Annotated in this window: 16 protein-coding genes; 14 read left to right on the top strand and 2 right to left on the bottom strand. The window is 64.4% G+C overall.

Translation table 11 applies throughout. From position 1 onward, the window contains the following. Window positions 1-55: 55 nt before the first annotated feature. Window positions 56-1,606 (bottom strand): deoxyribodipyrimidine photo-lyase, encoded by a 1,551-nt coding sequence (locus A9975_RS34195; protein ID WP_183036603.1) that lies wholly within the window; start codon window positions 1,604-1,606, stop codon window positions 56-58. Between the two features lie 174 nt (window positions 1,607-1,780). Between A9975_RS34195 and A9975_RS34190 the strand changes: the two genes are divergently transcribed. From A9975_RS34190 to A9975_RS34160, 7 genes are all read left to right on the top strand, one after another. Next, window positions 1,781-2,488 carry a pseudouridine synthase gene (locus A9975_RS34190; RefSeq protein WP_170301746.1) on the top strand — a complete coding sequence of 236 codons (708 nt, stop codon included), beginning with the start codon at window positions 1,781-1,783 and terminating at the stop codon, window positions 2,486-2,488. Window positions 2,489-2,625: 137 nt separating this feature from the next. Beyond that, on the top strand, window positions 2,626-3,198 hold the full coding sequence (locus A9975_RS34185) for a YqgE/AlgH family protein (RefSeq protein WP_043348720.1): 573 nt from the start codon (window positions 2,626-2,628) through the stop codon (window positions 3,196-3,198). Continuing rightward, window positions 3,191-3,628 (top strand): Holliday junction resolvase RuvX, encoded by a 438-nt coding sequence (ruvX, locus tag A9975_RS34180; protein WP_150984048.1) that lies wholly within the window; start codon window positions 3,191-3,193, stop codon window positions 3,626-3,628. Before A9975_RS34185 ends, ruvX begins: the two co-directional genes overlap by 8 nt. Then, complete coding sequence (gene pyrR, locus A9975_RS34175; RefSeq protein ID WP_174422641.1) at window positions 3,625-4,152, top strand: bifunctional pyr operon transcriptional regulator/uracil phosphoribosyltransferase PyrR; 528 nt, start codon at window positions 3,625-3,627, stop codon at window positions 4,150-4,152. Before ruvX ends, pyrR begins: the two co-directional genes overlap by 4 nt. Before the next feature lie 105 nt (window positions 4,153-4,257). Continuing rightward, window positions 4,258-5,229: an aspartate carbamoyltransferase catalytic subunit gene (locus tag A9975_RS34170; protein ID WP_183036602.1), complete on the top strand. Its 972-nt coding sequence runs from the start codon at window positions 4,258-4,260 to the stop codon at window positions 5,227-5,229. A 75-nt stretch (window positions 5,230-5,304) separates the two neighbouring features. Next, window positions 5,305-6,579 carry a dihydroorotase gene (locus tag A9975_RS34165; RefSeq protein ID WP_183036601.1) on the top strand — a complete coding sequence of 425 codons (1,275 nt, stop codon included), beginning with the start codon at window positions 5,305-5,307 and terminating at the stop codon, window positions 6,577-6,579. 64 nt (window positions 6,580-6,643) lie between these two features. Beyond that, window positions 6,644-7,501: a 1-acyl-sn-glycerol-3-phosphate acyltransferase gene (locus A9975_RS34160; RefSeq protein ID WP_255504199.1), complete on the top strand. Its 858-nt coding sequence runs from the start codon at window positions 6,644-6,646 to the stop codon at window positions 7,499-7,501. 25 nt (window positions 7,502-7,526) lie between these two features. On the opposite strand, the gene A9975_RS34155 is transcribed toward A9975_RS34160, so the two are convergent. Continuing rightward, window positions 7,527-8,366: a symmetrical bis(5'-nucleosyl)-tetraphosphatase gene (locus A9975_RS34155; protein WP_370565972.1), complete on the bottom strand. Its 840-nt coding sequence runs from the start codon at window positions 8,364-8,366 to the stop codon at window positions 7,527-7,529. Window positions 8,367-8,620: 254 nt separating this feature from the next. Here A9975_RS34155 and rfbB point away from each other — a divergent pair, with 254 nt between their 5' ends. The 7 genes from rfbB (at window position 8,621) to A9975_RS34120 (ending at window position 17,716) form a co-directional block, all read left to right on the top strand. Further along, the gene (rfbB, locus tag A9975_RS34150) at window positions 8,621-9,685 is read left to right on the top strand and encodes a dTDP-glucose 4,6-dehydratase (protein ID WP_183036599.1); all 1,065 of its coding nucleotides are present in this window, start codon (window positions 8,621-8,623) and stop codon (window positions 9,683-9,685) included. After that, entirely contained in the window at window positions 9,675-10,592 is a 918-nt protein-coding gene (gene rfbD, locus A9975_RS34145; RefSeq protein WP_183036598.1) for a dTDP-4-dehydrorhamnose reductase, read from the top strand. The genes rfbB and rfbD overlap by 11 nt, the downstream gene beginning before the upstream one ends. A gap of 10 nt (window positions 10,593-10,602) precedes the next feature. Further along, window positions 10,603-11,481: a glucose-1-phosphate thymidylyltransferase RfbA gene (gene rfbA / locus A9975_RS34140; protein ID WP_183036597.1), complete on the top strand. Its 879-nt coding sequence runs from the start codon at window positions 10,603-10,605 to the stop codon at window positions 11,479-11,481. Between the two features lie 8 nt (window positions 11,482-11,489). Beyond that, complete coding sequence (gene rfbC / locus A9975_RS34135; RefSeq protein WP_183036596.1) at window positions 11,490-12,041, top strand: dTDP-4-dehydrorhamnose 3,5-epimerase; 552 nt, start codon at window positions 11,490-11,492, stop codon at window positions 12,039-12,041. A 73-nt stretch (window positions 12,042-12,114) separates the two neighbouring features. Then, a complete protein-coding gene (locus tag A9975_RS34130) occupies window positions 12,115-12,936 on the top strand; it encodes an ABC transporter permease (RefSeq protein WP_183036595.1) in 822 nt (273 codons plus the stop codon). Further along, complete coding sequence (locus A9975_RS34125; RefSeq protein WP_183036594.1) at window positions 12,926-14,314, top strand: ABC transporter ATP-binding protein; 1,389 nt, start codon at window positions 12,926-12,928, stop codon at window positions 14,312-14,314. Before A9975_RS34130 ends, A9975_RS34125 begins: the two co-directional genes overlap by 11 nt. A 3-nt stretch (window positions 14,315-14,317) precedes the next feature. After that, complete coding sequence (locus A9975_RS34120; protein WP_370565966.1) at window positions 14,318-17,716, top strand: glycosyltransferase; 3,399 nt, start codon at window positions 14,318-14,320, stop codon at window positions 17,714-17,716. Window positions 17,717-17,722: the final 6 nt, after the last annotated feature.

Below are 17,722 nucleotides of genomic sequence, written 5' to 3'. Positions count from 1 at the left end.
CGCAAGCGGTTTGGGCCTGTCAGGCGGCTTCGTTCTGTGTCTCAGGGGCTCCAGATCAATCGTTATTGCCCGACGCCGACTCACTCCCCGCCTTCTCCTTCACTACCGCATACCGCGCCAGGGTCTCCTTGCGGGCCACGTCGTGTTGCACGATCGGCCGCGGATAGTTATCCCCTAGCCTGACCCCGGCTGCTAGCAACACGTCCTCGGAGGCCGTCCACGGTGCATGTATGTACTTGTCCGGCAGGCGCGCCAGTTGCGGCAGGTATTTCCTGATAAATCGTCCCTGCGGGTCGAATTTCTCGGACTGCGTGGTCGGGTTGAAGATGCGGAAGTAGGGCTGGGCGTCGCAGCCGGTGGAGGCGGCCCACTGCCAGCCGCCGTTGTTGGCGGAGAAGTCGAAGTCGTTGAGCTGGTCGGTGAAGTACTGCTCGCCGCGCCGCCAGTCCACGCCGAGGTCCTTCACCAGGAAGCTCGCCACCACCATGCGCAGCCGGTTGTGCATGTAGCCGCTTTGCCGGATCTGCAGCATGGCGGCGTCCACCAGCGGGTAGCCGGTCCTGGCGTCGCACCAGGCCTGGAAGTAGCGCTCGCCGGTGTCGCCATTGACCCAGCGGATGGCATCGTAGGCGGGGTGGAAGGCATGCCCCGCGGCGACCCGGGGGTGGTGGTGCAGGATCATGAAGTAGAAATCGCGCCAGATCAGCTCCGACAGCCAGGTGGCGGCGCCGGCGCTCTCGGCGCCGCCGCGCAGCGTGGCGGCGTGGGCAGTGCGGGCGAGCGTGCGGATCGACAGGGTGCCAAAGCGCAAGTGCACCGACAGGTAGCTCGGCCCGCGCAGGGCGGGGAAGTCGCGCCGGCGTGCGTAGTCGCCCATGCGCTCGCAGAACTCGTCGAACAGCGCGTGGGCGCCGGCGCTGCCGGTGGGCATGGCGATCTCGGCCAGGTTGGAGGGGGCGAAGCCCAGTGCCTCCAGCGTGGGCAGTGGCCGCACGTAAGCCTTCGGCGGAGCGGCCAGTGACTTCAGATAAGGCTCGACCGGGTAGGGCTTGAGGTCGAACGGCAGCAAGGCCTTGAGCCAGGCGTTCTTGTAAGGCGTGAAGACCGAGAAGGACTTGCCCTGGCCGGTCAGGATCTCATCCCGCTCAAAGATCACCTGGTCCTTGAAGCTGAAGCAGGCGCAGGACTGGCCCGCCAGCGCTTGCCTGACTTCGGCATCGCGGGCCAGCGAGGCGGGCTCATAGTCGTGGTTGGCGAAGACGGCGGTGACGCCGAGTTCGGCGGCCAGCTTGGGAATGGCCACGCGCGCGTGGCCGTGCAGCACGATCAGGCCGCCGCCGGCCGCGCGCAGCGCTTCGTCCAGCGGGGCCAGCGAGGCCAGGATGAACGCCACCCGGCGGTCGGCCGCCAGGCCGCGCGCCAGCAGCGGATCCAGGATCTCGCGGTCGAAGACGAAGACGCACCATACCTGGCGGCAGTGCTTGAGGGCATAATGCAGCGCCGCGTGATCGTCGGCGCGCAGGTCGCGCCGGAACCACACCAGGCCGCGCTCGAACTGCCGGTCGATCCGATAGGGTTGGCGGGTGTCGGCGGGGGATGGGGGCAAGATCGTGCGCTCCGGAAGTTGGGCTGGCGAAGCCTGTTACCCTACCATAGCGCCAGGCATGCGCCGCGCGCGCGGGCTGGCCCGGCATGCCGGCCAGTGTTGTCCCCGGCGCCGAACAACCGGCCCGTATTTCCGTAATCCAGTAATCCAGATATCAAGAAGCAAGCCATGGCCATGACACTCGACCGCATCCTCCAATCCCAAGGCTTCGGCACCCGCCGCTATTGCGGCGACCTGATCGGCGCCGGCCTGGTGGAGGTCGATGGCGTCCTGTGCGAGGATCCGGGCGCCAAGTTCGAGGTCGATGGCCTGCGCCTGACCGTGGACGGCGAGGAATGGATCGGCCACACCAAGGCCTACATCCTGCTGAACAAGCCGGTGGGCTACGAATGCTCGCAGCGCCCGCGCCACCATCCCAGCGTGTACAACCTGCTGCCGGTGCCGCTGCGCCAGCGCGAGGTGCAGGCGGTCGGGCGGCTGGACCAGGACACCACCGGGCTGCTGCTGCTCTCGGACGATGGCCAGTTCATCCACGCCCAGACCTCGCCCAAGAAGAAGGTGCCCAAGGTCTACGAAGTGACGACCGCCGAGCCGGTCACCCAAGAGCAGGTCGATGCGCTGGTGGCGGGCGTGCAGCTGGAGGACGAGCCGGCGCCGATCGCGGCGGCCGCCTGCGAGGCTACCGGCGAACGCAGCCTGCGCCTTAGCTTGACCGAGGGCAAGTACCACCAAGTCAAGCGCATGGTGGCCGCGGCTGGCAACCATGTGGAAGCTCTGCATCGCAGCGCCATCGGCGGGCTGGTGCTGGAGCCGACCCTGGCGCTGGGAGACTGGCGCTGGCTGACGCCGGAAGACCTGGCCGCCCTGACGCGCAAGGAATAGGCAGGCGGCAGCAGGCGAGCAACGACGCTGGCACAGAGGCCAGCAAGCAAGCGCACCGGATAAGGGTCGGAATGTTGCGTTGCGGCATTCCGCGAATCTTTTCCGGACGGATGGCAACGATTTGATAAAATGCAGGAATGGCGACGCTGGAAGCCCCAATCAACCTCACCAATCAGTTCCTGATTGCCATGCCCGGCATGGCAGACCCGACTTTTTCGGGTTCCGTCGTCTACTTGTGCGAGCACAACGACCGCGGCGCGCTGGGCCTGGTGATCAATCGGCCTATCGATATCGATATGGCCACCCTGTTCGACAAGATCGACCTCAAGCTGGAGATCCAGCCGGTGGCACAGCAGCCTGTCTATTTCGGCGGGCCGGTGCAGACCGAGCGCGGTTTCGTGCTGCATGATCCGGTTGGCATCTATGTCTCGTCGCTGGCCGTACCCGGCGGACTCGAGATGACCACCTCCAAGGACGTGCTGGAGGCCGTGGCCAACGGCAGCGGCCCGCAACGCTTCCTGCTCACGCTTGGCTATGCCGGTTGGGGCGCCGGGCAGCTGGAGGAAGAACTCAGCCGCAATGGCTGGCTGACTGTCCAGGCCGATCCCGAAATCATCTTCAGCGTGCCCCCCGAGGAACGCTTTGCCGCCGCCATACGCCTGTTGGGCATCGACTTCACCATGCTCTCGGGCGAGGCTGGGCATGCCTGACGACGAAGCGACCCCAGCGCCGCGCCAGTTGCCCTCCGACGGCACCGTCCTGGCCTTCGATTACGGCGAAAAGAAGATTGGCGTCGCGCTTGGCAACTTTGTCACGCGCGAGGCCCGTGCACTCGTCATCATCCCCAATATCACCGTGGAAGGCCGCTTCGAGGCGGTGACCGCGCTGATCGACGAATGGGCGCCGGTGCAACTGGTGGTGGGCATGCCCACCAATCCGGACGGCAGCCAGCAGCCTTCGATGCGGCTCGCACGCCGCTTCGGCAATCAGTTGAACGGCCGTTTTGGCCTGCCGGTGGCCTGGGTGGACGAAAGCTACACGTCGATCGCCGCCGAGATGGCCGGCGCCCGCAAGGGTGCGCTCGACGCCGAGGCCGCCAGCATCATCCTGCAACAGTACTTCGACCAGCATCCGCTATGACCCAGACTTCCTCTCTCGACGCCGAGGCGCTCTACCGTACGCTGCGTGACCAGGTGCAGGCCGCGCTGCCTGAGGCTGAACGCGCGCAATGGTCGGTCGCCGGGATCTATTCCGGCGGCGCCTGGATTGCCGAACGGCTGGCCGCCGACCTGCAACTGGCGGCCCACGGGGTCATCAACGTTGCCTTCCACCGCGACGACTATGCCAAGAAGGGCCTGCATAGCCAGGCCCAGCCGACCACGCTGCCCTTTGACGTGCAAGACCGCAAGATCCTGCTGATCGACGACGTGCTGGCCACCGGGCGCACCATCCGCGCCGCCGTCAACGAGCTGTTCGACTACGGCCGCCCGGCCCGCGTGGCGCTGGCCGTGCTGGTCGATCGCGGCGGCCGCGAACTGCCGGCGGCCGCCGACTTTGCCGCCACGCACGTCGCGTTGCCGCCAGGGACCACGCTGGTGTTGTCGCATGAGGGCACCGGCTCCGACATGCGCTTTGCCTTCGCCGACGAGGCCACCGGCAACTAAGCCTGCCCAGCCCACCGGCCGGCGCGCCCGCAACGGCACGCCGGCACGCCAGACCCAGACCTGCCCAGACCAGTCAACGCCACCGCCCGGCCCTTTCTACCTGCCATGATCAAGACGTTCCGCAACCCGCAACTGACCAAGAACGGCGAGCTCAAGCATCTGCTTTCGATCGAGGGCTTGTCGCGCGAGATGGTCGCGCACATCCTCGACACCGCCAGCCAGTTCGTCTCGCTGTCCGACTCGGACCGCGAAGTGAAGAAGGTGCCGCTGTTGCGCGGCAAAAGCGTGTTCAACCTGTTCTTCGAGAACTCCACGCGCACCCGGACCACCTTCGAGATTGCCGCCAAGCGGCTCTCCGCGGACGTGCTCAACCTGAACATCAACGCCTCGTCCACCAGCAAGGGCGAGTCGCTGCTCGACACCATCAACAACCTGTCGGCGATGTCGGCCGACATGTTCGTGGTGCGCCATGCCAGTTCCGGCGCGCCGTACCTGATCGCCGAGCATGTCGCGCCACATGTGCATGTCATCAACGCCGGTGACGGCCGCCATGCGCACCCCACGCAGGGGCTGCTCGACATGTACACGATCCGCCACTACAAGAAGGATTTCACCAATCTCACGGTCGCCATCGTGGGTGACATCCTGCACTCCCGCGTGGCGCGCTCCGACATCCACGCGCTGACCACGCTGGGCGTGCCCGAAGTGCGCGCCATCGGCCCGCGCACGCTGCTGCCCTCGGGGCTGGAGCAGATGGGCGTGCGTGTCTTCCACAATATGGAGGAGGGGATGAAGGGCGTGGACGTGGTGATCATGCTGCGCCTGCAGAACGAGCGCATGAGCGGCGCGCTGCTGCCCTCGGCGCAGGAGTACTTCAAGGCCTATGGCCTCACACCCGAGCGTCTGGCGCTGGCCAAGCCCGATGCCATCGTGATGCACCCGGGCCCGATGAACCGTGGCGTGGAGATCGACTCCGCCGTGGCCGACGGGCCGCAGTCCGTGATCCTCAACCAGGTGACCTTCGGCATTGCGGTACGCATGGCCGTGATGGGCATCGTGGCCGGAAACAACGACTGATCTCATGACGGATAGCGCCCGACCGACAAGGTCCCGGCAAGCCAGAACAACCGAATACAAGCCAAGCGACACGATATGAAGATCCACATCAAGGGCGGCCGCCTGATCGACCCGGCCGCGAACGTCGATGCGCAGCAAGACCTCTACATTGCCGCCGGCAAGATCGTCGGCGTGGGCAGCGCGCCGGCGGACTTCCACGCCAACAAGACCATCGACGCCAGCGGGCTGATCGTCTGCCCCGGCCTGGTCGACCTGTCCGCGCGGCTGCGCGAGCCAGGCTATGAATACAAGGCCACGCTCGAGTCCGAAGTGGCGGCAGCCACCGCCGGCGGCGTGACCAGCCTGGTCTGCCCGCCCGACACCGACCCCGTGCTCGACGAGCCCGGCCTGGTCGAGATGCTCAAGTATCGCGCCCGCACGCTCAACCAGACCCACGTGTATCCGCTTGGCGCGCTCACGCTGGGCCTCAAGGGCGAGACGCTGACCGAGATGTCGCAGCTGACCGAGGCCGGCTGCATCGGCTTCTCGCAGGCCGAAGCACCGATCCGCAACACGCAGGTGCTGCTGCGCGCCCTGCAGTACGCGCAGACCTTCGGCTTCACGGTCTGGCTGCGCCCGGAAGACCCGTACCTCGGTGGCGGCGTGGCCGCCAGCGGCGCCGTGGCGTCGCGCCTGGGCCTGTCCGGTATGTCGGTGATTGCCGAGACCGTGCGCCTGCACACTATCTTCGAGCTGATGCGCGCCAGCGGCGCACGCGTGCACCTGTGCCGCCTGTCGTCGGCCGCGGGCATCGAGCTGGTGCGCCAGGCCAAGCGCGAAGGCCTCAAGGTGACCTGTGACGTCAACATCCATCATGTGTCGCTGACCGACATGGACATCGGCTACTTCAACTCGCAGATGCGCTTCTCGCCGCCGCTACGCAGCGCGCGCGACCGCGACGCCATCGTGGCCGGGCTGGCCGACGGCACCATCGACGCACTGTGCTCGGACCACACCCCCGTGGACGACGACGAAAAGCTGCTGCCCTTCGCCGAAGCCTCGCCAGGTGCCACTGGGCTGGAACTGCTGCTGCCGCTGACGCTGCGCTGGGCCGAGGAGCACAAGGTGCCGCTTGGCAAGGCGCTTGCCCGCATCACGGCCGAGCCCGCCCGCGTGCTCGGCCTGGCTGCCGGCACGCTGGCCACAGGCAGCGCCGCCGATATCTGCATCTTCCATCCCGAGCAGGAATGGAAGGTCGAGCGGCGCGCGCTCAAGAGCCAGGGCAAGAATTCGCCGTGGCTCGGCTACGAGATGCGTGGGCGCGTGCGCACCACGCTGGTCGGCGGCCACGTCGTCTACGAACTGCACTGAGCACCATGCCGGGCCGAGGGAAGTCGGACAAGATGGTACAAGCGAGTTCGCCAGTGGGGCAGGCATGATCTGGCTGCGCAAGATTGCCCTGATCCTCCACCTGTTGCGCGGCCTCCTGACCTGCGCGGTGCTGTTCCCCTGGCTCGGCGTAGAGTCGCGGCAATCGCATATCCGACGCTGGTCGCGCCGGCTGCTGCGGATCTGTGGGGTGACGCTCGAGGTGCAAGGCCTGCAGCCGGGGCAGGCCATGCCGCATGGCGCGATGGTGGTGTCCAACCATATTTCATGGCTGGATATCTACGTCATCAATAGCTGGCAGCCCGTGCGCTTCGTCGCCAAATCCGAGATCCGCGACTGGCCGGTAATCGGCTGGCTGTGCGGGCAGACCGGCACCATCTTCATCGAACGCGCGCGCAAGCGCGACGCGCATCGCGTGCTGCACGCCATTACCGATGTGATGCTGCAGGGCGATCTGGTCTGCGTGTTCCCGGAAGGCACAACCACGGATGGCAGCAGCGTGCTGCCGTTCCACGCCAACCTGATGCAAGCGCCGATATCGGGCGGGCTGCCGGTGCAGCCGGTCGGGCTGGCTTACCTGGATGCCGCGACGGGCCAGCCGACGCTGGCGCCAGCCTATATTGGCGACCTGAGCCTGCTGGAAACGCTCGATGCGATTCTGCGGGCGCCGCCGATCACCGCGCGGCTGTGCTTCGCGCCTGCCTTGACATCCACCAGCGCCAGCAGGCGCGAACTGGCCGAGGCTGCGCGGGAAGTGGTGATCCATCTGAGCCAGGGCGCGCATGCGTATGCCACTGAACTTGCGGGCCGGGTCAACGCTAAAGGCGGTATGGCAAGCACCGTGGATGAGGGTGGCGAAAGCGTGGAAAGCCCCACTCCGCATGCGCCGGCAACCGCGCCGTAGGCGGGTTTGCCGGCGGCCAGGGGCTTCAGCTTGAGGCTGGCGGGTCGCAGTATTGCGGGCACGCCACTTGGATCAGCGAACGCTGTGCCGGGTCGGACGCCAGCCGTGCCGCCGTCAGCTTGCCCCCCCAGACACACCCGGTATCTAGCGCCATGAGGTTGGGGCGCATCACCAGTCCCAGCGTCGACCAGTGTCCGCATACGACCGTGGTGTCCTCGGTGCGCCGGCCAGGCACGTCGAACCAGGGCATATAACCGGCAGGCATGCTGCCGGGGCCGTCCTTGGTCTTGAGATCCATCACGCCTTCCGCGTTGCAGAACCGCAGGCGGGTGAGGGCGTTGACAACAGCCCGATGACGCTCGATGCCGCGCAGTCCCGCTTCCCACCGATCTGCCGCGTTGCCGAAGATGCCGGCCAGGAAAGCCTTCCAGCCGGGGCCACGTAACTCACGTTCCACTTCCCCGGCCAGTTCCATGGTTTGCTCCGTGGTCCACTGCGGCAGCACGCCGGCGTGCACGAGCAAGAAGCCGTTTTCATGGATCGCCATGGGGCGGTGCCTGAGCCAAGTAACTAATTCGGTACAATCCGGGCCTTCGAGGATATCGTCCAATGTGTCGCCGCGGCCGGGCTTGCGCACGCCGGCAGCCACGGCTAGCAGGTGGATATCGTGATTGCCGAGCACGGATTCGGCCCGGTCGCCAAGCTGGCGGACGGTCCGCAGCGTGCGGGCCGAGGCCGGGCCGCGGTTGACTAGGTCGCCGACGAAGCGCAGGCGGCTATCCGTGGGCAAGTGCTGGGCAAGCAACTCCTCTAAGGAGGCTGCGCAGCCTTGCAGGTCGCCGATGGCGAAATGTTGTCTATTGATCACAAATTCGCTTTGCCTGAATAATTGCACAATAAATTAGTTATTTATTTCCAACATTGTGCCGACAATTCTGGGAAGACGTTACAACAGGCTACAAAAAGATGCCTGTTCCGGGTAAGGCCCTGCCCTCGGTCGGATAGAATATCGCTACTTCTGCAGGTACTTAAGATCCCGCCGTCCCCACAATGGACCAAGGCGGGCGCTCGGCCTTAGCCGGGTTCTCGAAATATATCGATAGGCAGGGAGCACAGCTTTTGTCTCATATTCTCGTTACGGGCGGTGCGGGGTTTATCGGCGCCAACTTTGTTCTGAACTGGCTCGGTACCGACGGCGCCGACAGCGTTGTCAACGTCGACAAGCTGACGTACGCCGGCAACCGCAAGACGCTCGCCTCGCTGGAAGGCGACAGCCGTCATGTCTTCTCGCAGACGGATATCTGCGACCGCGCCGCACTGGACCGGCTGCTGGCGACCTACCGGCCGCGCGCCGTGGTGCATTTTGCCGCGGAGAGCCATGTCGACCGCTCCATCCATGGCCCGGGCGAATTCATCCAGACCAATATCGTCGGCACCTTCACGCTGCTCGAGGCGGTGCGGGCCTACTGGGGGGCGCTGGACGAAGAGGCCAGGGCGGCCTTTCGCTTCCTGCATGTCTCCACCGACGAAGTCTTTGGCTCGCTCGAGGCCGGTGATCCGCAATTCTCCGAGACCACGGCCTATGCGCCCAACAGCCCGTATTCGGCTTCGAAGGCGGCGTCCGACCACTTGGTGCGTGCCTATCACCACACCTACGGGCTGCCGGTTCTCACCACGAACTGCTCCAACAACTATGGTCCGTACCACTTCCCCGAGAAGCTGATCCCGCTGATCATCGCCAATGCGCTGGGCGGCAAGCCCCTGCCGGTATATGGCGATGGCCTGAACGTGCGGGACTGGCTGTATGTTGGCGATCACTGCGCCGCCATCCGTGAAGTGCTGGCGCGCGGCCGCATTGGGGAGACATACAACGTCGGCGGCTGGAACGAAAAGACCAATCTCGACGTGGTGCACACGCTTTGTGACCTGCTTAACGAGTTGCGCCCCAAGGCGGCCGGTTCGTACCGGGACCAGATCACCTTCGTCAAGGACCGCCCTGGCCACGATCGCCGCTATGCCATCGATGCCCGCAAGCTGGAGCGCGAACTCGGCTGGAAGCCCGCCGAGACGTTCGAGAGCGGCATGCGCAAGACCGTTCGGTGGTATCTGGACAATCAGGCATGGGTGCAGGATGTGATGTCTGGTGAATACCGGAACTGGGTAGCCAAGCAATATGCCGCATAAGGCGCTCAGCATCCCAACCCTTCTTGTAACAGGAGGCAACGGCCAAGTCGGCTTCGAACTGCGCCGCAGTCTGGCTCCGCTCGGCAATGTGATCGCACTCGACCGTGCCGGTTGCGACCTGTCGCGCCCGGATGAACTGCGGCGGCTGGTCCGTCGCTACCGCCCCGATGTGATCGTCAACCCTGCCGCCTACACGGCGGTCGACAAGGCCGAGAGCGATGCCAAGACCGCATTTGCGGTCAATGGCGCTGCCGCTGGCGTACTGGCCGAGGAGGCCGTTGCGCTGGGGAGCCTGCTGGTGCACTATTCGACCGACTACGTATTCGATGGCCGCAAGGATGGTGCCTACGTCGAAACGGACGCGGTCAACCCGCAGTCCGTCTACGGCAAGAGCAAGCTGGCTGGCGAGCAAGCGATCGCGGCGTCCGGCGCGCAGGCGCTGGTGTTGCGCACCTGCTGGGTGGCCGGCGCCCACGGGGGCAACTTCGCCAAGACCATGCTAAAGATGGGCCGCGAACGCGACAGCCTGCGCGTGATCGCCGACCAGTTCGGGGCGCCGACGACCGCCGCGCTGATTGCTGACGTGACCGCGCAGATTGTGGCGCGCCACTGGCTGCATGGCCGGCGCGAGGCGTTCCTGGGCGGCGTGTACCATCTGGCGGCCGCCGGTGAAACCACCTGGCACGGCTATGCTACCGAAGTACTGCGCTATGCGGCCTCGCTCGGCGTAGTCTTGAAAGCGGACCCGGCGAGCATCCAGCCGATTCCCGCCAGTGAGTATCCACTACCGGCACCGCGGCCGGCAAACTCGCGCCTGGATACGACCAGGTTGCGCGAGACCTTCGACGTCCATCTTCCGGATTGGCAGCAGGGCATGCACCACCTGCTAGACCAGATCCTCTCCTGATCCCAGCACCATGCGCAAAGGTATTATTCTGGCCGGCGGTTCCGGCACGCGGCTTTATCCGATCACCCGCTCGGTGTCCAAGCAACTGCTGCCGGTCTACGACAAGCCGATGATCTACTATCCCCTGTCCACGCTGATGTTGGCAGGGATTCGTGACATCCTGATTATCTCGACGCCGGAAGACACCCCGCGCTTCGCTGACATGCTCGGCGACGGCAGCAAGTGGGGCATCAACCTGCAGTACGCGGTGCAGCCTTCGCCGGACGGCCTGGCGCAGGCCTTCGTTATCGGCCGCGACTTTATCGGCAACGATCCGTCCACGCTGATCCTGGGCGACAATATCTTCCATGGCCACGACCTGGTCGGCCAGCTCGGCCGCGCCGCGCGGCAGCAGCACGGAGCCACCGTGTTCGCCTATCACGTGCACGATCCGGAGCGCTATGGCGTGGTCGAGTTCGACGACGGTTTCCGTGCGCTGTCGCTTGAGGAAAAGCCGCCGAAGCCGCGTTCCAACTACGCGGTGACCGGACTTTACTTCTATGACCGGCAAGTTTGCGACATCGCCGCAGATATCAAGCCGTCCGCCCGTGGCGAGCTCGAGATCACCGATGTCAACAAGCGCTACCTGGAGATGGCGCAGCTCGACGTGGAAATCATGGGCCGCGGCTATGCGTGGCTTGACACTGGCACGCACGACTCGTTGCTGGAAGCGGCCAGTTTTATCGCCACGCTGCAAAATCGGCAGGGCCTGATGGTTGCCTGTCCGGAAGAGATCGCGTACCGCAGCAAATGGATCAATGCCGAGCAGGTGGCTGCGCTGGCCAAGCCCCTGTCCAAGAACGCCTATGGACAGTATCTGCAGCGCATCGTCTCGGAAACGATCAAGTAAGCAACACCATGAACCTGAAAGCCATTCCCACCGAAATACCCGAGGTATTGATCCTCGAGCCGAGAGTATTCGGCGACGACCGCGGATTCTTTTTTGAGAGTTTCAATGCCAAGGCGTTTGAAGCCGTGACCGGCCTCAGGCGCGAGTTCGTGCAGGACAACCACTCCCGCTCCGCGCGCAACGTATTGCGCGGCCTGCATTACCAGATCCAGCATGCGCAAGGGAAACTGGTTCGCGTGACGTCGGGCGAGGTGTTCGATGTGGCGGTCGACCTGCGCCGTGGCTCGCCTACGTTCGGCAAATGGACCGGCATCGTGCTTTCCGCCGAGAACAAGCGCCAGCTCTGGGTGCCGGAGGGCTTTGCCCATGGTTTCCTGGTGATCTCGGAGTTCGCCGAGTTCTTGTACAAGACGACCGACTACTGGTATCCGGAGTACGAGCGCAGCCTGGCCTGGAACGATCCCGCGCTGGGGATCGACTGGCCACTGGCCGGCGAGCCCGTGCTCGCGGCCAAGGACGCCGCGGGAAAGTGCCTGGCCGATGCCGAGGTATTTGCATGATCCTGCCATCCAGAGCACATGGCGCCGCTGGTTGCCGTCAGGCCCCGACGGCGGTCCGGCAGGGGTGTTGCGCATGAAGGAGAAGCCAAGCTTGCACCCGCTGATCGTGGTGCAGTCCGTCCTTGCGAACCGCAGCATCATCACCCAGTTCGTCAAGCGCGAGGTCGCCGGGCGCTATAAGGGATCGTTCCTGGGCCTGCTGTGGACCTTCATCAATCCGCTGCTGATGCTGCTGATCTATACCTTCGTCTTCGGCGTGGTGTTCAAGTCGCGCTGGCGTCCGGCCTCGACCGATCACCTGGAATTCGCCGTGGTCATGTTCGCCGGCGTGCTGGTGCACGGCCTGATCGCGGAGTGCTTGCAGCGCGCGCCAACACTGGTGGTGAGCAACCCCAACTTCGTCAAGAAGGTGGTGTTTCCGCTTGAGACACTGCCGTGGATTGCCATCGGCTCGGCGCTGTTCCATACGCTGGTGGCATCGGTGATCCTGATCGGCGCGATCTTCATCTGGCAGGGCCACTTGCCGCTGACGGTCGTCCTGGTCCCGGTCATCCTGCTTCCCTTTGTGATCCTGATCGCCGGCCTGGTGTGGCTGCTGGCTTCGCTCGGCGTCTACCTGCGCGATCTGGGCCAGGTGATGGGTATCGTCACTTCGCTGCTGATGTTCATGGCGCCGGTGTTCTATCCGCTGCAATCCGTGCCGGAGCGGCTGCGTCCGCTGTTGTACCTGAATCCCATCACGTTCATTGTCGAGCAGATCCGCAATGCCGCGATCTGGGGAACGGGGATCGACTGGCTCGGCTGGCTGATTTACCTGGCGGTCGGGTACTGCGTGGCATGGGCAGGGCTGGCGTGGTTCCAGAAGACGCGAAAGGGGTTCTCCGATGTCCTCTAATCTCGTGAACAATCCCGTGATTCGCGTCGACAACCTGGGCAAGCGCTATGAAATCTACGCGCAGCCCAAGGATCGCCTCAAGCAGATGGTGGTGCCGCGACTCAAGCGCATGGTCGGCATGCACCCGCCGGAGTACTTCCGTGAGTTCTGGGCGCTGCGCGACGTCAGCTTCGATGTGCAGCAAGGCGAGACCGTCGCCATCATCGGCCAGAACGGCTCGGGCAAGTCGACCCTGCTGCAACTGGTATGCGGCACGCTATTCCCGACCGTGGGCGATGTCAGCGTTAGCGGCCGCATTGCCGCGCTGCTCGAGTTGGGCGCGGGATTCAATCCGGAGTTCACCGGGGAGGAAAACGTCTACCTGAGCGGGCTGCTGTATGGCATCGAACAGGGCGAACTCGCCAAGCGCTTCGATTCCATTGTCGCCTTTGCCGAGATCGGGGACTTCATCAACCAGCCGGTGAAGACGTACTCCAGCGGCATGTATGTGCGCCTGGCATTTGCGATTGCCGCGCACGTCGATGCCGATGTGCTGGTGGTGGACGAAGCCCTCTCGGTGGGCGACGTGCGCTTCACGCAGAAGTGCATGCGCTTCCTGCGCGAGTTCCAGAAGACCGGCACGCTGCTGTTCGTCAGCCATGACGTGGGCGCCGTGACCAGCCTGTGCTCGCGCGCGATCTGGCTCGACCATGGCGTGCTGAAGATGGACGGCAATGCCAAGGAAACCGTCGAGGCTTACCTGGCCGAGCAGCATGCGCTGGACCGCAGCGCGCTCGGCGTGTCCGTTAAGGTCGGGGCAGCCAGGGAGAAGAAGTCACGCAAGAAGGCCGAACTCGACGTGGTGGACGCCCGTTGGGAAATGCTTCGCGCCGGGGGCGGCGGCACGCGTATCGAAGTATTCGAGTTCGATCCGGAACAGGCAGACAGCGAATTCGGCGCACGCGGCGCGTCCATTGTTGATGCCGTGCTGCTGGATGAGCAGGGCGCGGAACTCAAGCTGGTCCATGGCGGCGAGCTGGTCGAGCTGCGGATCACTGCCGAGCTGCACGCCGCGCTGGATGGCTTGATTTTCGGCTTCTACCTGAAAGACCGGCTGGGCCAGCGCCTGTTTGGCGATAACACCTTTCTGGCCACGCTCGAAGACGCCATGTCCGGCGAAGCCGGCAAGCGCTATAGCGCGACCTTCCGCTTCCGCATGCCCACCTTGCCGGTGGGCGCGTATTCCGTGGACGCGGCAGTCGCTTCGGGCACGCAGCATGATCATACACAGCAGCATTGGGTGCACGACGCCCTGAACCTGCGTGCGGTGGACAGCTCCATGCGGTATGGGCTGGTGGGCATTCCGATGCTCGACATCGCAATTTCTGAGGAAGGATAGTCAGTGCTTAACTTTACCGGCGAACGATTCGTTCCCACCGAAGAAGGAGCGATCCGCTACGAGCACATGCACCGTTACAGCTGGTCGCTGGATATCGCTGCCGGCAAGGATGTGCTCGACATCGCCTGCGGCGAAGGCTATGGATCCGCCCTGATGGCGACGCGTGCGAAGTCGGTCGTGGGCGTGGACATCTCCGACGACGCGGTCGCGCACGCGCGCGGGCGCTACCAGCAGCACCAGAACCTGCGTTTCGTGGCAGGCAGCGCCACGGCGATCCCGTTGCCCGATGCCTGCGTGGATGTGGTGGTCTCGTTTGAAACAATCGAGCACCTGCTTGGGCATGAGGAAATGATCGAGCAGATTCGCCGGGTGCTTCGCCCCGACGGCGTCCTGGTTATGTCTTCGCCGAATAAGAAGGTCTATTCCGACGACCGCGATTACCACAACGAGTATCACGTCAAGGAGCTTTACTTCGACGAGTTCGACGCATTGCTGCGCTCGCGCTTTCCCAAGGTCAGCTACTACGGCCAGCGCCTCGCCACCAGCTCGGTGCTACTGCCGCTGGAAGGGCAGCAGGCGGCCTACCAGGCGCTGACGATGCGTGGCGACGAGGTTAGGGAAGCGACCGTGTCGGCCGATGACATGATGTATTTTGTCGCCGTCTGCTCTGCCTCGGACGTGGCGCTGCCGGTGGGCCTGGCTTCGGTATTTTTCGAGGAGGGCGTGGATCTCTATGCCGAGCGCGAAGAAATCGCCAGGTGGGCGGAGCGCCTGAGTGTGGAGGAGGCCGCGGTGCGCAAGCGCCTGGGCGAGTTGCAGGTCGAGTTCGACGAGCGCACGGCCTGGGCGCTGTTGCTCGACAAGCAATTGTCGTCGCTTCCGAACAGGGCCGAGAATATGGGCAGATTGCGGCGCCTGCGCAAGATTTTTCGCCGCAACGTGATATCGACGCCCGCGAAGGCAGCGGTGCCCGGCTTTACTCCTGCTGCCGGTCCACTGTCGGGTGCGGTGCCGCCCCCGACAGTGAGCGAGTCGGGTACGGCTGCGTATTTCAAGTATCAGCTTGAGCAGGCACATCTGGAGCGTGATCATCTTCTTGGCAGGATCGCGGCTCACGAGGGCGAACTGAAAGCCATGCGGCGCTCGCTTTCGTGGAAAGCGACAGCCCCGCTGCGGCTGGTATCGAGGCTGGCGCGCGGCGAGGTCCAGACGGTGCTCGATGGCCTGCGTCCCTGGCTGATCAGTACCGGCCGCGAGTTTTACCAGCGTGCGCCCCTGTCCAGGAAATGGAAAGACCGCTGCGTCGGTCTCGCCTACCGCGTCGCCGGCCCCATGTTCAAGGGCATGGTGCATTATGAGGTGTGGCGGCGCCACCGCGCCGGCATGGCACTCAGGCCGGTCGGACTGGGCCCGGTCGCCGCCGACAAGGTCGACGAGGTGCTGGCCGGTCTGAAACTCCCCGAGGTGGCGGAACCCGTGGTATCGGTGATCATCCCGACCTACGGCAATATCGGCCATACCCTGTCATGTGTGCGCTCCATCTGCGCGCATATGCCGAGCGTGCCGATTGAGGTCATCGTCGCCGAGGACGTGTCGGGCGACAAGGAAATCCTGCGCATGCAGGAAATCCCTGGCCTGCGCTTTGTGATGAACGAGGTGAATCTCGGCTTCATTCGCTCATGCAATCACGCAGCGAGCCTGGCGCGCGGCCAGTACGTTTATTTCCTTAACAACGACACGGAAGTGACGCCGGGCTGGCTCGATACTATGCTATCGCTGTTCGATAGCGAGCCGGACTGCGGCATGGTCGGATCCAAGCTGGTGTACCCGGACGGCCGCATGCAGGAAGCCGGCGGGATCATGTGGCGCGACGGCTCGGCCTGGAATTTCGGCAGGCTCGATGAGCCGACCCGCAGCGTCTACAACTATGTCAAGGACACAGACTATTGTTCCGGCGCATCGCTGCTGATTCCGGCGGCGCTGTTCCGCGAGCTGCACGGTTTTGACGAAATCTATGTCCCTGCCTATTGTGAAGACTCCGATCTGGCCTTCCGCGTGCGTGCCATGGGCAAGCGCGTGCTTTACCAGCCGAAGTCGGTGATCATCCACTACGAAGGCATTTCGCACGGCACGGATACGGGCGGCGGCATCAAGGCCTATCAGGTAGAGAACCAGAAGAAATTCCGCGAGCGCTGGCGTCATGTGCTGGACCGCGAGCATTTCGACAACGGCACCAATGTATTCCGTGCCCACGAGCGTTCCGCCGGCAAGAAGACCATCCTGGTCATCGACCACTACGCGCCGCAGCCGGATCGCGACGCCGGATCGCGCTCGATGTGGTGCTTCCTGCGCGTGTTGAAAGGCATGGGCATGAACGTGAAGTTCTGGCCGCAGAACCTCTGGTATGACCCCGACTACGTTTCGACCCTGCAGCAGGAGGGCATCGAAGTGTTCTATGGTGGCGAGTTCCAGAACAGCTTCGCTGGCTGGATTGCGCAGCATGGCTCGCAGCTCGACTATGTGCTGCTAAGCCGGCCCTCGGTCGCCAAGGAGTTCCTGTCCGCAGTGCGCGCCTACAGCAGCGCCAAGGTGTTGTTCTATGGCCATGATCTGCACTACGCGCGCCTGCTCAACGAGGTCGAACTGACGGGCTCGGAGTCTTCCCGCAAGGAGGCGGCCACCATGCGTGCGCTGGAACTGGCGCTGTGGAAGGATGTGGATGCGGTCTATTACCCATCGCCCACCGAGACCCAGGCCGTGCAGGAGGCCTTGCCTGGGGTGAATGCGCGCACGGTGCCGCCGTATTTCTTTGACGCCGGTCCGGCCAGCCTGGCCGCGCCGTCGCCGCAGGGCCGCAGCGGCATCCTGTTCGTGGCAGGTTTCGGCCACCCGCCCAATGTCGACGCGGCGAAATGGCTGACGCAGGACATCATGCCGCTGATCCGGGCAAGCGTGCCCGGCGTGCATCTCTGGCTGGTAGGCTCCAATCCGACCTCGGAAGTCCAGCGACTGGCCGCGGATGACATTACCGTAACGGGATACGTGACTGACGAGCAACTGCTGGAGTTCTACCGCACCGCGCGCGTTGCCATAGTTCCTCTGCGTTTCGGCGCGGGCGTGAAGAGCAAGGTGGTGGAGGCGATGCACTACGGCCTGCCGCTGGTGACGACGCCGGTAGGTGCCCAGGGCCTGCAAGGCCTGGACGACACGGTGCCTGTCTCAGATGACCCGCACAAGCTGGCCATGGATGTCGTGGCGCTGCTGGAAAGCGATGATCGCTGGCGCGAAGTGGCGGAGAAGGCAAAGTCCTATATCTCCGGCCGTTTTTCCGCGCAGGCTATGGAGAGCGTTTTCCGACTCGACATCGACCCGCGCCCCACCGTGCACAATATCGCTGGATGAGTTCAA

Source organism: Cupriavidus sp. UME77 (genome assembly GCF_014170355.1).
GTDB classification, from domain to species: domain Bacteria; phylum Pseudomonadota; class Gammaproteobacteria; order Burkholderiales; family Burkholderiaceae; genus Cupriavidus; species Cupriavidus basilensis.
The sequence above is the reverse complement of the archived record's forward strand: the minus strand, read 5'-3'. Positions and strand labels throughout refer to the sequence as shown.

What these genes read in the sequence shown, in the direction of transcription:
- A9975_RS34190 (WP_170301746.1), top strand. Translation starts at nt 1,781, where the DNA reads ATGACACTCGACCGCATCCTCCAATCCCAAGGCTTCGGCACCCGCCGC.
- A9975_RS34170 (WP_183036602.1), top strand. Translation starts at nt 4,258, where the DNA reads ATGATCAAGACGTTCCGCAACCCGCAACTGACCAAGAACGGCGAGCTC.
- A9975_RS34160 (WP_255504199.1), top strand. Translation starts at nt 6,644, where the DNA reads ATGATCTGGCTGCGCAAGATTGCCCTGATCCTCCACCTGTTGCGCGGC.
- A9975_RS34185 (WP_043348720.1), top strand. Translation starts at nt 2,626, where the DNA reads ATGGCGACGCTGGAAGCCCCAATCAACCTCACCAATCAGTTCCTGATT.
- A9975_RS34125 (WP_183036594.1), top strand. Translation starts at nt 12,926, where the DNA reads ATGTCCTCTAATCTCGTGAACAATCCCGTGATTCGCGTCGACAACCTG.
- pyrR (WP_174422641.1), top strand. Translation starts at nt 3,625, where the DNA reads ATGACCCAGACTTCCTCTCTCGACGCCGAGGCGCTCTACCGTACGCTG.
- rfbD (WP_183036598.1), top strand. Translation starts at nt 9,675, where the DNA reads ATGCCGCATAAGGCGCTCAGCATCCCAACCCTTCTTGTAACAGGAGGC.
- A9975_RS34130 (WP_183036595.1), top strand. Translation starts at nt 12,115, where the DNA reads ATGAAGGAGAAGCCAAGCTTGCACCCGCTGATCGTGGTGCAGTCCGTC.
- ruvX (WP_150984048.1), top strand. Translation starts at nt 3,191, where the DNA reads ATGCCTGACGACGAAGCGACCCCAGCGCCGCGCCAGTTGCCCTCCGAC.
- rfbC (WP_183036596.1), top strand. Translation starts at nt 11,490, where the DNA reads ATGAACCTGAAAGCCATTCCCACCGAAATACCCGAGGTATTGATCCTC.
- rfbA (WP_183036597.1), top strand. Translation starts at nt 10,603, where the DNA reads ATGCGCAAAGGTATTATTCTGGCCGGCGGTTCCGGCACGCGGCTTTAT.
- A9975_RS34165 (WP_183036601.1), top strand. Translation starts at nt 5,305, where the DNA reads ATGAAGATCCACATCAAGGGCGGCCGCCTGATCGACCCGGCCGCGAAC.